General features: G+C 34.1%; 21 protein-coding genes. 3 read left to right on the top strand and 18 right to left on the bottom strand.

Annotated features, from left to right (window positions below; all coding sequences use genetic code 11):
- Positions 1-21: 21 nt before the first annotated feature.
- Positions 22-888, bottom strand: coding sequence for a BglG family transcription antiterminator LicT (gene licT / locus D2K60_RS13155; protein WP_117169966.1), 867 nt, complete (start codon positions 886-888; stop codon positions 22-24).
- 198 nt (positions 889-1,086) lie between these two features.
- Here licT and D2K60_RS13150 point away from each other — a divergent pair, with 198 nt between their 5' ends.
- The 3 genes from D2K60_RS13150 to D2K60_RS13135 all read left to right on the top strand — a co-directional run bounded on the left by D2K60_RS13150 (position 1,087) and on the right by D2K60_RS13135 (position 3,476).
- A complete protein-coding gene (locus tag D2K60_RS13150; protein WP_117169967.1) occupies positions 1,087-1,875 on the top strand; it encodes an HAD family hydrolase in 789 nt (262 codons plus the stop codon).
- A gap of 846 nt (positions 1,876-2,721) precedes the next feature.
- Positions 2,722-3,240, top strand: a complete 519-nt coding sequence (gene paiA, locus D2K60_RS13140; protein ID WP_117170386.1) for a spermidine/spermine N(1)-acetyltransferase — start codon at positions 2,722-2,724, stop codon at positions 3,238-3,240.
- A 113-nt stretch (positions 3,241-3,353) separates the two neighbouring features.
- Positions 3,354-3,476, top strand: coding sequence for a YjcZ family sporulation protein (locus D2K60_RS13135; RefSeq protein WP_117169969.1), 123 nt, complete (start codon positions 3,354-3,356; stop codon positions 3,474-3,476).
- 398 nt (positions 3,477-3,874) lie between these two features.
- Here the strand turns inward: D2K60_RS13135 and D2K60_RS13130 are convergent, their stop codons facing one another.
- From D2K60_RS13130 to D2K60_RS13055, 17 genes are all read right to left on the bottom strand, one after another.
- Entirely contained in the window at positions 3,875-4,330 is a 456-nt protein-coding gene (locus tag D2K60_RS13130; protein WP_117169970.1) for a Dps family protein, read from the bottom strand.
- A gap of 232 nt (positions 4,331-4,562) precedes the next feature.
- The gene (locus D2K60_RS13125) at positions 4,563-5,117 is read right to left on the bottom strand and encodes a peroxiredoxin family protein (protein ID WP_240335333.1); all 555 of its coding nucleotides are present in this window, start codon (positions 5,115-5,117) and stop codon (positions 4,563-4,565) included.
- A gap of 204 nt (positions 5,118-5,321) precedes the next feature.
- A complete protein-coding gene (locus tag D2K60_RS20725; protein WP_162880751.1) occupies positions 5,322-5,492 on the bottom strand; it encodes a hypothetical protein in 171 nt (56 codons plus the stop codon).
- A gap of 329 nt (positions 5,493-5,821) precedes the next feature.
- Entirely contained in the window at positions 5,822-6,439 is a 618-nt protein-coding gene (locus tag D2K60_RS13120; RefSeq protein ID WP_117169972.1) for a class I SAM-dependent methyltransferase, read from the bottom strand.
- Positions 6,440-6,702: 263 nt separating this feature from the next.
- Positions 6,703-7,086 carry a DUF302 domain-containing protein gene (locus D2K60_RS13115; RefSeq protein WP_117169973.1) on the bottom strand — a complete coding sequence of 128 codons (384 nt, stop codon included), beginning with the start codon at positions 7,084-7,086 and terminating at the stop codon, positions 6,703-6,705.
- A 30-nt stretch (positions 7,087-7,116) separates the two neighbouring features.
- Positions 7,117-7,347 carry a sulfurtransferase TusA family protein gene (locus D2K60_RS13110; protein ID WP_117169974.1) on the bottom strand — a complete coding sequence of 77 codons (231 nt, stop codon included), beginning with the start codon at positions 7,345-7,347 and terminating at the stop codon, positions 7,117-7,119.
- A 37-nt stretch (positions 7,348-7,384) separates the two neighbouring features.
- On the bottom strand, positions 7,385-7,681 hold the full coding sequence (locus D2K60_RS13105) for a rhodanese-like domain-containing protein (RefSeq protein ID WP_117169975.1): 297 nt from the start codon (positions 7,679-7,681) through the stop codon (positions 7,385-7,387).
- A gap of 24 nt (positions 7,682-7,705) precedes the next feature.
- Entirely contained in the window at positions 7,706-8,185 is a 480-nt protein-coding gene (locus D2K60_RS13100; RefSeq protein ID WP_117169976.1) for a DsrE/DsrF/DrsH-like family protein, read from the bottom strand.
- Between the two features lie 77 nt (positions 8,186-8,262).
- Positions 8,263-9,060: a sulfite exporter TauE/SafE family protein gene (locus D2K60_RS13095; protein WP_117169977.1), complete on the bottom strand. Its 798-nt coding sequence runs from the start codon at positions 9,058-9,060 to the stop codon at positions 8,263-8,265.
- A 22-nt stretch (positions 9,061-9,082) separates the two neighbouring features.
- Positions 9,083-10,210 (bottom strand): MBL fold metallo-hydrolase, encoded by a 1,128-nt coding sequence (locus D2K60_RS13090; RefSeq protein ID WP_117169978.1) that lies wholly within the window; start codon positions 10,208-10,210, stop codon positions 9,083-9,085.
- Between the two features lie 12 nt (positions 10,211-10,222).
- Positions 10,223-10,528 carry a rhodanese-like domain-containing protein gene (locus D2K60_RS13085; RefSeq protein WP_420818824.1) on the bottom strand — a complete coding sequence of 102 codons (306 nt, stop codon included), beginning with the start codon at positions 10,526-10,528 and terminating at the stop codon, positions 10,223-10,225.
- Between the two features lie 377 nt (positions 10,529-10,905).
- Positions 10,906-11,250, bottom strand: a complete 345-nt coding sequence (gene mnhG, locus D2K60_RS13080; RefSeq protein ID WP_338048365.1) for a monovalent cation/H(+) antiporter subunit G — start codon at positions 11,248-11,250, stop codon at positions 10,906-10,908.
- Positions 11,231-11,512, bottom strand: coding sequence for a Na(+)/H(+) antiporter subunit F1 (locus D2K60_RS13075; RefSeq protein ID WP_117169981.1), 282 nt, complete (start codon positions 11,510-11,512; stop codon positions 11,231-11,233). The genes mnhG and D2K60_RS13075 overlap by 20 nt, the downstream gene beginning before the upstream one ends.
- On the bottom strand, positions 11,512-11,988 hold the full coding sequence (locus tag D2K60_RS13070) for a Na+/H+ antiporter subunit E (RefSeq protein ID WP_117169982.1): 477 nt from the start codon (positions 11,986-11,988) through the stop codon (positions 11,512-11,514). The genes D2K60_RS13075 and D2K60_RS13070 overlap by 1 nt, the downstream gene beginning before the upstream one ends.
- 24 nt (positions 11,989-12,012) lie before the next feature.
- A complete protein-coding gene (locus D2K60_RS13065; protein WP_117169983.1) occupies positions 12,013-13,506 on the bottom strand; it encodes a Na+/H+ antiporter subunit D in 1,494 nt (497 codons plus the stop codon).
- Entirely contained in the window at positions 13,499-13,837 is a 339-nt protein-coding gene (locus tag D2K60_RS13060) for a Na(+)/H(+) antiporter subunit C (RefSeq protein WP_117169984.1), read from the bottom strand. The genes D2K60_RS13065 and D2K60_RS13060 overlap by 8 nt, the downstream gene beginning before the upstream one ends.
- The gene (locus tag D2K60_RS13055; RefSeq protein ID WP_117169985.1) at positions 13,837-14,259 is read right to left on the bottom strand and encodes a Na(+)/H(+) antiporter subunit B; all 423 of its coding nucleotides are present in this window, start codon (positions 14,257-14,259) and stop codon (positions 13,837-13,839) included. Before D2K60_RS13055 ends, D2K60_RS13060 begins: the two co-directional genes overlap by 1 nt.
- Position 14,260: the final 1 nt, after the last annotated feature.

Below are 14,260 nucleotides of genomic sequence, written 5' to 3'. Positions count from 1 at the left end.
TAGGTTTCATTAACGAACAAACTATATATCTGATTGACGCTTTTGCGCTTCCCTACTGGTTACACGATGAATGTGAATACTTAGGTAGACTTTTTCATCATCGGTTATATCCCAATTGTATGATTTAGCAACAAATGCTGCAATTTTTTCACTGCAATCATATGCTTTTTTATATTTCGTTTTTATTTGTTCAAATAAAAAGGCATCTATACTTTCATGTTCCTTACCTTCATTTCGTATAAATCGCAAGGCAAAGAATTTTAAATGTGTTAAAAATCGTTCATAGTTAAGCGACGTCTCATCTATTTCAATATTATAATGATATTTCACAATTGTTAAGATACTGTTTACCATTTTAGTTACTTTTACAGTTGCTTCCACATTCTCACCAGAGAGTTGACTATTCACTAAGTGTAGGGCAATAGATCCTGCTTCGTCGTCTGGCAGTTTGATGCCTAATTCTTCGTTAATAATAGTTAGCGCTTCTTTTGCAACTTCATATTCATTTTTATAGAATTTCTTTATTTCCCATAATAAGGCATTCGATAAATTAATCCCTTGTTTATATCGGCTAATTGCAAAACTCAAATGATCTGTTAGGGCAACATAAATATAATCATCTAATTTATAAGATAACCGACTTGTTGCAAAATTTATTATTTTAGCAGCGATTTCAAAATACTGTTCCGGGATTTCACTTAAAAGCTCTGCTAATTTATCGGTAAAGCCTTCACCTTCTAAAACAAATGTTTTCTCAACCTTTTCTAATTCAATTTCTTCACCGATTTTTTTTTGAAAAGCTAGGCCTCTTCCCATCATAACTAATTCTTTTTGCTGTTCATTTTCCGTTACAACAACATTGTTATTTAAGACTTTTTTTATTTGCATCTACATTCGCCCTTTAAATAAGTTTTAAACTACTGTATCCGAACTATGAAAATAAGTTTATTCCATACGTATCAAACTTAAACCTTCCATTACTATAGCATTTTCTTCTTATATGGTAAACTACAGTATTTACATTCTCTATTGTAGAAATTTATGATAAACTTTTCATTAGATCGTTTTTTTAAAAAGGAGCCTACCATGACAAATTATAAAATATTATTTTTAGACATTGACGGAACAATTTTAAAAGCAGATCATACGATTGATCATTCGACAAAAAATGCAATAAAGCAAGTAAAAGAACAAGGAATAGAAATATTCTTAGCGACAGGACGGCCACTACACGAAGTTACTGACATAGCTGATGAACTAGATGTCCATTCTTTCATTGGCTACAACGGGGCCTATGCTATATATCAAGACAAAGAAATATTGAATAAACCAATGAAACGGGATACAGTCAAACATTTCCTTCATGTTTGCCAAGCAAATCCTCATGAAATGGTTTTATATACACATAACAAAAGCCTGATGACATCATTAGATTCGGGAGTCATCAAAGACTTCACTAGCTACTTTGATTTAAAAGACACTTCTCTATTTACATCGGCAGAAATGGACAACGTTTTAGGGATTACACTGATGAATCTAGAAGAAGATGATCCTAAATTATATGAAACAGATGAGCCGATCTTTTTCTCTCAGGTTAATGTGGAAGGTCTCATGCATAGTTACGATATCATTCGAGAAAGTGTAAATAAAGGTCGTGCCATCAAACATGTTATCGAACTTCTTGGTTTTGAAAAAGATAGCACAATTGCATTTGGTGACGGGATGAATGATAAACAAATGCTTGAATTCGTAGGAGAAGGTTTTGCAATGGGAAATGCGCATCCTGATTTGTTCGCTTTTGCAAAACATCGTACAACTAGTGTCGATGACAATGGTATTTTCAACGGACTAAAACAATTAGGGTTGGTTAAGTAAAAGGCTTTGTTAAAGCTTAATGCTGCTATTTGATATATTAAAATGGAACTTCTATAGATGAGGGAGTTCCATAATATCGGTTTATTATACTAACGCGGCATTTGCTTTAAACAGAATGTCTCACAAGTTATCATAATTACTTTTCATATTTTTTCCACTTAAAATAGTTATAAAAAAACTGCATTAAAAAAATTACTAATAAAAAAATGGAGACAATTATAATTTCATTAAAATTCTCATCTATATATAAGCATATTGTAGTTAGTGACATAACTATCATCGGAAGCATCCATAGGGTTCGAATCATTTTTCTTCTATAACTCAATTTATAATATGAAATGACAAAACCAGTATCTTTCTTTTCTTTCTTCTTAAAAATTAGCGGTAAAATTAGAGACATAATGAGAACTATCAAATAATCCCTTGATAAGTTCATATGGCATTGATCAAACCCCCAACAACAAATTTAACAGCGCCAAATAAAAAAGAACATAAAAAAACCAAAACACAGGGGGTATTTTGGCTTTTTTATTGCTAGTTTTACATAGCAGACACTTTAAAATAAACGGAGAGCAATGAATTTGAATATTGCAAGTATTGTTGGGATACTTACAATTTCTATGTATTAAATGTAACACAGGATTCTAGATGTTTCGCTTCTTTTGTAAGGTTTTCTTACGCAGTATTTTCACAAAAATGTTTTTGTTAAAGTTAGATGTTATTAGTTGATCAAATAGACTAGACAGTCACATCAAAAGTTAGAAGGATTTATCGAAAAAGATTGGGAATTTGTTAAAATGGGTAACAAGAAAAAATATTAATCAAATGAAGGAGCAACCTATTCAAATGACTATAAAAATAACGAAGTGTAACCTCGAACATTCAAGCGAACTTCAAGAAATCAGTGTTGAAACATTTAACGAGACATTTAAGGATAACAATTCCCACGAACAGATAAATGCCTATTTAGAAAAGGCATTTAATTTGAAGCAATTGGAAGAGGAATTAACCAATCGCTCTTCACAATTCTTTTTTGTTTATTTTAATCATGAAGTTGCTGGATACCTTAAGATCAATACCGCCGATGCCCAGTCTGAAGCAATGGGAGATGACTCACTTGAAATAGAGAGGATTTATATAAAAAAGAAATTTCAAAAACATGGGCTTGGGAAGCTCCTGCTGAATAAGGCGATAGATATTACAATGAAACAAAAGAAAAAGAAAATCTGGCTAGGCGTCTGGGAAGAAAATGAAAATGCCATTGCATTTTATCATAGAAAAGGGTTTATCCAAACTAACGCCCACTCCTTTTATATGGGCGATGAAGAACAAGTCGACTTAATCATGACAAAAACACTCCACTAACTTGATTTAATGATTAAAAAGCCCAATTCATATTAATTTGGTCATTTGCCCTCAACACTTTTTGATTATGACATAGTCTATAAGTAGTCAAGACAGTAAGGTGGTGATAGAACATGGGTTATCATGGAGGATATGGTGCTGGTTGTGCTACTCCTGCAACAGGTGCTGGTAGCGGATTTGCGCTTATAGTTGTATTGTTTATTCTTTTAATTATTGTAGGTGCGTCTTTTTATTAAACAAATGTAAAAATATCTAACCGGCAAAGTAAGCAAAGTACTTGCTTTGCCTACTTACATATATACTAATTACTAATTACTACTTCCTAAGACCTAAAGGCATCCGCTTTTAGACTGATTTTTAAAAGCCTACTTCCCTTACTTATCAGAGTCTGTTACAATTTTAATGTAGGTGAGAGTTGTTACAATTGATGACTTCCCCAAGTTTCTATATTGCACAATTTTCTCACCTACTCTTTGGAACTCCTACGTTATCTATTAACGTATTTTATATATTATCTTTCTACTTAAAACACTACATATAACGACCGCTGTACTGGCTGCCTTTTGCTTCATGCCAAATAAAAAAGCAGTACTTCCATATTTTCAGGAAGTACTGCTTTTTAGTATACCTAAACTTATTTACTCACGTACGCAGATAACATCCACAATGTTTGATCTACACTTGTTTTGTAACCAATTAGCATATCTTCTGTGATATCGTCCCCTGCTTCTCCAGCAAGTTCAATACCCTTTGCTAAATCGTTTTGGATAATCTTATAATCACTGATTACTGAATTAACCATAGCTTCAGCAGGAACATGTTCACTATACGGCTTTTCCTCAATAGTTGCATTCGCTAAAAATTCACTTAACGTAGAATATGGTTTCCCCCCAATTGTTAGGAGACGCTCCGCAAATTCATCAAACTTCATATTCACTTCATTATATAGTTCCTCGAATTTTTCATGTAGGACAAAAAAGTTATGGCCCTTAACGTACCAATGATGTTGATGAAGTTTCGTGAAAAATACACCATGTGTTGCTACTAATTGGTTCAATTGATCTTGTAATGTTTGATTTTTTGTAGTCATTTAAATTCCTCCGTTTATTGTAATTGTTATCACTTTATAATAATTATAATCTAATGAGTGATTTATGTCTAGTCTTATAACAAATTCTTCGATAATAGATACTATAAACTATTTGGCATTGAAATATGCGATCTCTTTTCTTGGTTTGCATTAAGCCTGTTAATTATATCAAATAGTGTAGAACAAGAAAAATATTTGGTTCTTTTTTTACTTTTTATGTAGTATCACTACATTATTCTATCGCGTCTAGGGTTTGCACCATTTGTTGATAACTTAAGGCCCCGAGTGATTTATGTTGAATAATTCCATTAGAATCAATCATATACGTTATTGGAATCGGTCTAACTTCATATTTTGTCGCCACTTCAAGCTGTTCATCCAAAAGAATAGGAAAAGTTAATTTATTCGCTGTAACGAAATCCGTCACATCCTCTATTTTCGCCTCTGATTGTGTCAAGTTAACCGCTAGAACCTGAACATTCTTCTCCGAATATAATTTTTCCATATCAGGCATTTCAACTCGGCAAGGAGGACACCATGTTGCCCAAAAATTCAAGACTACTCGTTGTCCGCGATATGCTGTTAGTTCTATATTCCCCCCAGTTGAGGTTTTTAAACGAAAGTTTGGTGCCGCATCTCCAATTTCTAGTCCTTCACTTGTTTGTTGAACCTGGTCTTCCTGTTTTTCTGTTAGTTGTATGATTTCAACCTCTGCTTCATTATTGTCTATAAAATCATAAACTGCCCAACCAAACATACCCACTAAGATAAGGCTCATCATTCTCATTTTCAATATAAACACCTCCCAGTCTAAATTAGACAACCATCCGTTCTTATATTTGGTATCTTATTATCTGGTCAATTAGTTACACTTTAGTTTTTTCTGATTGTCTATTTTAAATTATGTTTGTCCACAATTTTTCATTCCTATTAAGCATGCACAAAACATTTCGCATACAAAAAAGCCAGACAATTTGAATGTCTGACTTTTTCACAAAAGTTTTATTTGTTTAAAATACATAGTTGATAGAAACTGCGACGTAACTTCCTTACCCGCTATGTCAGCAAATGGGCTCCCTTTCTGTGCAGCTAACTTGGTAAAGAAAAACACTTTACCAAGTGGATCTTCGGCTTGTGCTGTTCCCACTAGAGTGTCACCCATTTGCTTCCTTCGCTGGATAGCGTATCTTTGTGACAAATATCATTATTATTATATAACGAAGTAATTTATCTCTATTATTATCACGGTATAAGAAACTAGCGTGTCAAGTGAAATTGACGACACTCCTGCAGGAACAGCACCGGCTGAAGATCCACTCGGAAAGCGTCCTTTGCTTATCCGAGTTAGCTGAAGCCGTGCCTGCGGAAAGGGAGTCAATTTCACTTGATAAGCGGGGCGGAAAATTCAGTTACATCGTAGTTGATGAAAATTCCGATGTAAGGGATTTTATGATGCAGTTTATAATTCAATAATCTTTTAAAAGACAGTCTTTATTTTTCACAGACAACAATTCCTAGTGGATGTTTATCTAACGTTGCATGATCTCTTGGTTCAATTAATGCACCTTTTTGAACATAATGGGTTACCGTTGAATAATTTGCAAATAATTGTTCAAACTCTTCAGGTGTCAATTGATGAACATGAAACGGTGAACCACAGGGTTTATCTCTTCCCTCACCAAATGGGGTCGATAGGATTAATTTACCACCAGGCTTAAGTAACTTATACACATTAGATAAAAAATTTTCTTCTGCTTCTATATGTTCAAGTGTTTCAAAACTAACAATCGTATCAAATTCACCATAACGCTCAATTAAACTTGAATCGGTCACATCTGCCTGAAAAAAAGATGATTTCGGGTGATAATAATGATGTTTTGCATACTCCAAAGCATCTGTACTAATATCAAGACCAATTACTTCGGTTATTTCATTTTTAAGTTTTTTCGCAATAATATGGGTTCCAAAACCCGTTCCACAAGCAAAGTCTAAAACGCGTCCTTTAATAAAAAAGAGTGCAAAGTGATACCGTGCGACGTGTTCAATTAATAAATCATTTGTTATTTTCATCTTTTCAAGAATAACACGCTCTCCTGTATCTTCTAGCATTCTAGTCACCGCTTTAATAAAATTTGTTTAGCAACATCAAAATGCATGTCTATTATAGTATAATAGACCAATTAGAGAAAGCAACCAAGTTAATGGAATTTAATTAAAGAAAAAGATGCTGCATATATTCTATGCAACATCTTTTTTAAGACTCTTTCGTTTACTTATGCTGTTTTTTTAATATTAAAATCCTTATAACAGTATTGAACTATATGAAATATCTCAGAAAAAGTCTAGTATCGTTTGTCCAAAAATAAAATTAATTATATACTCTTGTCAATCGCACGAATTAACTTATCTTCAATTTCTTTTGCTAATGAAACTAATGCTTCCTCTTCGACTAAATCAATTAATGCCGTTGGTTTTGGCATACCAATTTTTGTCTTACCAGCGTCTTCATATAATACGATTTTACATGGTAAGAAGTAACCAACCAGTTGATTTTTCGTTAAAAGAGTAGCGGCTTCTTTTGGATTACATACCTCTAAAACAAGATAGGGTTGTTCAAAATCAATTCCTTTATTGTTTAACGTTTCTTTAATATCAAATTGCCAAAGGATACCGAACTTCTCTTCTTTTAAATTTACCTCTAAGGCTTGTACCGTTTCTTGAATTGATTTATTTGATTCTACCGTATAATGAAACAATCTAATCTAGCCCCTTTCTCTTGCGTAACGTTACTCGCCTTTTTTAATCCAAAATTTAAGAACGTCGCCTTCATCTGTATCTTTTACTAACTCATGTCCACCTGATTTAGCCCATGCAGTTAAATCACTTTTTGAACCTTGATCTGTTGCATGTACTTCTAAAATCTCTCCAGTTTGCAAATCTGCCATTGCCTTCTTCGTTTTTACTATTGGCATTGGACAAGCCAATCCTTTTGCGTCTAATACTTTTGTACTTTCCATTTCTAATTCCTCCTAATTTTTTACACTATTTTAGTTTTTACTTTACTTCTCCAGGCCATGCAAGCATGCCGCCAGTCATATTCGTTACATCGTATCCCTTTTCAGCTAAAAATTGTGCTGCATTACCACTTCTCGCACCTGAACGACATATCATGTAGTAATGCTTATTTTTATCTAATTCCTCGATACGCTCTTCTACTTCACCTAGCGCGATATGTTTTGCTTGTGGGATTTTTCCTTCTTCCACTTCAAAATCCTCACGAACGTCAATCAAGTTTAGTTCCTCATTGTCTGCTATTTTATTTGCTAGTTCTTCTGCAGTAATTTCTTTCATTATTAACATCCTCCATTATTTAAATTATATGAATAAGTTGACATTACCATCTTCAGCATCACCAATATATGCACTAACCCCACCATATTCTAAGTCCACTAATAACTCTTCTTTCTGTAAGCCTAATAAATCCATCGTCATCGTGCAAGCAATTAGCTTGACGTCTTGCTCTTTCGCCATATCAATTAGGTCTGGTAATGGCATCGAATTATGCTTTTTCATTACTTTCTTGATCATTTTCGGTCCCATTCCCATGTAGTTCATTTTTGATATACCCATTTTATCGGCACCTTTAGGCATCATTTTACCAAACATTTTTTCTAGTATACCTTTTTTAACAGGAACGTGATTCTCTTTCCTTAGTGCATTTAGACCCCAAAACGTGTGGAAAATTGTTACTTCATGATCGTAAGCCGCTGCACCATTTGCAATAATGTAAGCTGCCATTGTTTTATCATAATCTCCACTAAATAAGACAATCGTTGTTTTTTTTGTTGCTCCCATATAGTTATCCTCCTATTTTTATTTATTATCAATACATATACATGTACAGGTATTTAATTTATTTTTTAAAAAATAGCTTAATTAGCTAAAATATCGAGCCAAATTTTTATTGCGGTTCCTGCAATTAATACTGCTAAAATAATTTGTAACAGTTTTGCATTTATTTTTTTACCAGCGTGAGCACCAAGTGGTGATGCTATTAAACTGGCGACAATCATAATAGCCGCTGGCATATATTCCACTTGCCCTGTTGTGACTTTCCCTATTGTCGAACCAATGGATGAGATAAATGTAATTGCTAATGATGAAGCAATTGTCATCCGTGTTGGTATTTTTAGAACACCAAGCATAATTGGTACAAGTAAAAATGCGCCTGCTGCACCAACAATACCAGCTCCAATCCCGACAATCAGTGCCAGAATTGCTGCTAACGGTTTGTTAAATGTAACTTGATCAAAAGGAATGTCATCTGTTCCCTTTTTCGGTATCAACATCATGACTGCAGCAATTAAAGCTAGAATACCGTAAACAAAATTTATTGCTTCGCCCGGCATTAGTTTGGAGCCATATCCACCAAGCAAGCTACCTATTAAGATACTTACGCCCATATAGATAATTAAATCCTTATTAAGAAAGCCACCTTTGCGATATGCCCATACGCCACCAATCGTTGCAAAAAGAACTTGTACTGCACTTATACCAGATACTTCATGAGCAGAAAAAGCTGCTACTCCAAACAGTGAAGGTATATACAGTAACATTGGATATTTTATAATTGATCCACCAATTCCTAGCATGCCAGAAAGATAAGATCCAATAAACCCAATAAGAAAAATGACAAGCACAAATTCTATATTAATATCACTAAAATCCATTTTCACATCCCCCTAGTCCCGTTTATCGAATAGCACAGCGATTAGGACCAATTTCCATTTCACGTTGTTTTTCACTATCTGGTGTGACTTTCCCCATATTAGTTTCTCGAATTTCATGATATGCATTTGGCTGTGGTGGTAGATTTTCAGTTACCATTTTTCTAAACGTATCTTCATTGTCAATGTTTAGTCCGTGATTTGAAGCAAAAAGATTACCCAGTCTAGCAGCTATTGTACCATCATCGTTTAATTCATCAATAATCATAAAGTGTGCCGGCAATACAATTAAGTCATCAGACAAAGATGTATAGCGCTCATAGAGACTTACACGCAAGTCCTGAACCCAATCTTCAGCTTTACCCGCTAAGTCAGGACGGCCTATTGAATCGATAAAGAGGATATCCCCTGTTAACAAATAATGCGAATCAATAATAAACGAAGTAGAACCAATCGTATGGCCTGGCGTATAGAGTGCCTGAATATCAATTTTTGTTGCACCAATAGTAATAGCTGCACCATCTACTAAACCTTGATAATCAAACATTACGTCTGTTGCATCTTTTGGAGGTAACCAATACGTTGCACCTGTTTGTTCAGCGATCGTGCGTCCTCCTGAAATATGATCTGCGTGTAAGTGTGTATCTAGTACATGCTTAATTTCAACATCTTTTTCGATTGCAAAGTTTGTGAATACATCTGTCATCCGCACGGGATCAATTACTGCTGCTTCTCCACTTGATAGGACCATATAGGATAAACAACCTTTTCCAATCCGAACGAATTGATACAATTCTCCACCGTCTTTTAAATCTGAAACTTTAATGGGTTCAAGATGTTCGCTCCAGGCTTTCATACCGCCTTTAAGGTACGAAACATGTATTCCAGCCTCCGCAAGCATCTCTGCAACCATTACAGACGAACCTTCTTTTGCACAAACAACTAGAATATCTTTATCTTTTGGAAGCTGGTCTATCATACCCTCTACCCCATCAATTAAATCAAAATATGGGATATTTAAATACGTGAAATTTTCTCCTTCGATCTTCCAATCCTCAAATGCATCCTCTGTTCGTACATCTAAGATGAATAATTCTTCTTTGTTTATCACTTTATGGGTTATTTCTTTTGCTGTTGTTTCAGTTAATTTCATTTATAAAACCTCCTATTGCCAAGCATTCATGCCACCTTTGACATTTGTCACTTGGTTATATCCTAATTTTTTTAATTGTTTACATGCTTGCTGACTTCTCATGCCACTTTGACATATAACAACTAATTCTTTATCTTTACTAAGTTCAGTCACAGCTTTTTGTTTCAATTCATGTAGCGGGATGTTTTTAAATCCCTTAATCTTATTACCATTAAATTCGTTAACCGTACGAACATCTATGAATTGTTTCTTTTTGTCCTTTAATTCACTTTTCAAATCTTTAGTCGTAATCATTCGAATCCCTTTCGTAGGAAACATTCGTTTTATTACTAGATAAGCAAGTAAGATAACGACACTAACAAAGACAATTTCCACATTTTTCACTCCTTTCAAAATTAGCTTCTTATACCTACAAGGGTATAAAATCAGTGAAATAAAAAAGTTCGTCAACATGACAACGACTTACTTTTCATATCATATACCCTGCAAGGTATAATTTCAAGTGTTAAATTCATTTTTTTCTTTCCAACATGAGAAAGATGCTGGAAACATGCCTTTTATAGCTTTTTTTATTTTATCTGTGATCAATTCTATTGCTTTTATCTTTATTTTCCCTTTATTCCGAACATTAACACATTTAAACAATAAACAAAGACCTGCTATAGAATTGATCTTCCTTTTAGCAGGTCTTTCATTTATTTATTTTTTTGTTTCAGGGCATCCTTTAAATCGTCTCTCGTATTATGTTTCCAAATCGGTACATCCATATGATAAGCGGAACGGGCCATCATAAAACCAGAAATTGGTGCTGTTAGAAACACAAAGATAATTGTTAATAAGATCTTTCCACTTACAATATTATCTTCAAATACAAAGAATAAGAATAAACCTATCATAATACCAACAACACCTAGTGTTGAGGCTTTAGTTGCTGCATTAATACGCGTGTATACATCAGGTAACCGAACAATCGCAATCGCACCTAACAACATAAACAACGCACCAAGTAGCACAAAAAAACTAATGATTATCTCTGTCAATGACAACGCCCCCTTCCATATACTTCGATAAGGCAATTGTTCCTACAAAAGATAAGATACCCAAAACTAATATAACATCCACGTATACCAACGTGTGCTGAATAATCATTAACATACCAACAAATCCTATCATTGTTATACCTAATAAATCTAAAGCAACAATACGATCAAAAATGGACGGTCCAATAATCATTCGAATAAAACACAATACGATGGCAACAGATAACATCATTAATACGATCCAAGCAACCGTTTCTAGCATTAATCTGTCACCTCCAATATCCCTTTTTCAAATGTATCTTTTATACCAGCAATTACAGCTTCTTTACTGTCAATATTTAATGTATGGATATAAAGCGTCTTCTGATCATCCGAGAAAGCCATCACAAGTGTCCCAGGTGTCAACGTGATCAGACTTGCTAATAGCGTTACTTCTAATCCTGATTTTAGTTCTGTTGGATAAGCAATGATCCCAGGATTTGTTTTTAATTTTGGCGTTATAATAATTCTTGCAACATCTATATTTGCTATTACCATTTCTTTTAGAAAAAGAAGTGCTAATTTAGCAAAAGCAATAATTTTAGAGAAATATATATCAAATTGAAGAAAGCGTCGGAATAAGTATAATAATAATACCCCTATCACATACCCAATAAGAAAGGATGAAAAAGTAAATTGACTTGTTAATAACATCCATATTAACGCTATGCTAAGGTTTAATAAGATTTGTAAAGCCATTGCACTACCCCTTTAATTAGTGATCTATTTTGAACCTAGGACCGCTTGTATATAATTGGCTGGATCTAGGATTTGATCAGCAACTCCTAGTGAATATTGAAATACTGGTTCCGCGAAAAATCCTAAGCAAATCGTCAAAGCTACTAATGGAATAATAGGACGTAATAACGAGAACATTTCTTTCCTATTTATTTTATCAGCTGGAATTGTTGCTTCTCCCCAAAATGCATACATGAAGATTTTCATCATGGAGAACAAGGTTAAAATTCCAACAACTAATGCTACTGTCACAATAATATAGCTTTGTTCTTGTATTGCTGACAATATCAATGCAAATTTACTAAAGAATCCACTAAGTGGCGGAATACCAGCAAGTGACATTGCAGAGATAAAGAAAAGCCAGCCTACCCATGGATGTGTTTTTAATAAACCACCCATTTTCTTTAGATCGGTCGTTCCAGTAATTTTTTCGGTCGCACCGGCAAATAAAAACAGTGCAGATTTCACAATAATATGGTGTGCAATATAATAAATAGCGCCTGCTAATGCTAACTGCGTATAGATACCTAATCCCATTACCATGTAACCTACTTGACTAATAATATGGTAAGACAAGATTCGTTTGAAATCGAATTGTGATACGGCACCAAGCACACCGAAAAACATTGTAGCGCCAGCAAGTGCCAAAATAATAGTATGTGTAAACCCTGTATTATGGATAAATATTAATGTGAATATTCGAATGATCGCGTAAATACCGACCTTCGTTAGTAAACCACCAAATAACGCTGAGATTGCTGCTGGAGGTCCGTAATAAGATTTAGGTAACCAAAAGTAAAGTGGAAACAAGGCACCTTTTGCCCCAAAAACAAACAAAAAGATTATCGCAATAACATTTAGAATGCCTTCTTGACCCATTACTTGAACGCGTTCAGCTAAGTCAGCCATATTTAATGTTCCAGTTGTTGCATATAACAATGCAAGTCCCACAAGGAAGAACGCAGAAGCAACCATATTCATTACAACATATTTAAAAGATTCACGTAATTGATAACCAGTTCCACCGTGAACAATTAATACATACGAAGCAATTAGCATTACTTCAAAGAAAACAAATAAGTTGAATAAATCACCTGTTAGAAAAGCACCATTTACACCTGTAAGTAAGAAAAAGTAAAATGGATAGAAATAAAATTTCTCGCGATCGCTATGGATTGTTTTAAATGCAAAGAATAAACAAACGGCACCAACAATACTTGATAAGAGTACCATCATCGTTGCTAACATATCTGCTACTAGCACAATACCAAATGGTGCATCCCAATCCCCAACATTTAACGTGATGATTTGGGTCGCATCGACATATACCATATAACCTAAGTATACCGCTACACCTAATTGTGCTATAACTGCAATTCCAGCGATCACACGTTGTAATTTATGTTTTTTTGCAAAAAAGATTAATAGCGTACCAATAAACATTGGCAGCAATATTGGCAGCATTAAAAAATTACTCATCTGATCTTCCCCTTAATTTATCTAAATCATCGGTTTGATGTACTTTATAGGTACGATACGTCATTACTAGTAATAATGCTGTCATACCAAAGCTAATAACAATTGCTGTTAGAATTAATGCTTGTGGTAATGGATCCGTGTAACTTGAAGCATCTTCACCTAATAGTGGAGCTGATTCGCCACCTAGGCCACCCATCGTTAAAATTAGAAGATGTGCACCATGTGAAATCAATACCGTTCCTAGAACAACACGGAATAAACTTTTTGTTAAAATTAAATAAGTTGCTACTGAAAAAAGTACGCCAATTAAAACTACAATTAAAATTTCCATTAGGCCTCATCCTCCGCAATCGTTGTAATTATTAATAGTGCTACACCAATCACGACGAGATATACACCAATATCAAACACTAATGCGGTCGTTAACTCTGTTTCACCAAGAATAGGTAGTTTTACGTAATCAAAGAATTGTGTTAGGAAGGGATAACCAAACAACGTACTACTTACCCCAGTCCCCATTGCAATAAGTAATCCTGTACCGATAAAGTACGGATAATAAAATGGTAAAACTTTTTTGATTGTTTTTAAATCAAAACTAATGTACAACAGAACAATTGCGGATGCAGCCATCAATGCACCAATAAAACCACCGCCAGGATTACTGTGTCCTGCAAATAATAAGTAAAATGAAAAGGAGAGTACAATGAAAACTGCAATTTGCGTAATCGTATGCAAGGATAAATTATTTTTCATC

The sequence above is a fragment of the Paraliobacillus sediminis genome (assembly GCF_003426055.1).
Note: the sequence above shows the minus strand (reverse complement) of the source record. Positions and strands in the feature narration are given on the sequence as shown.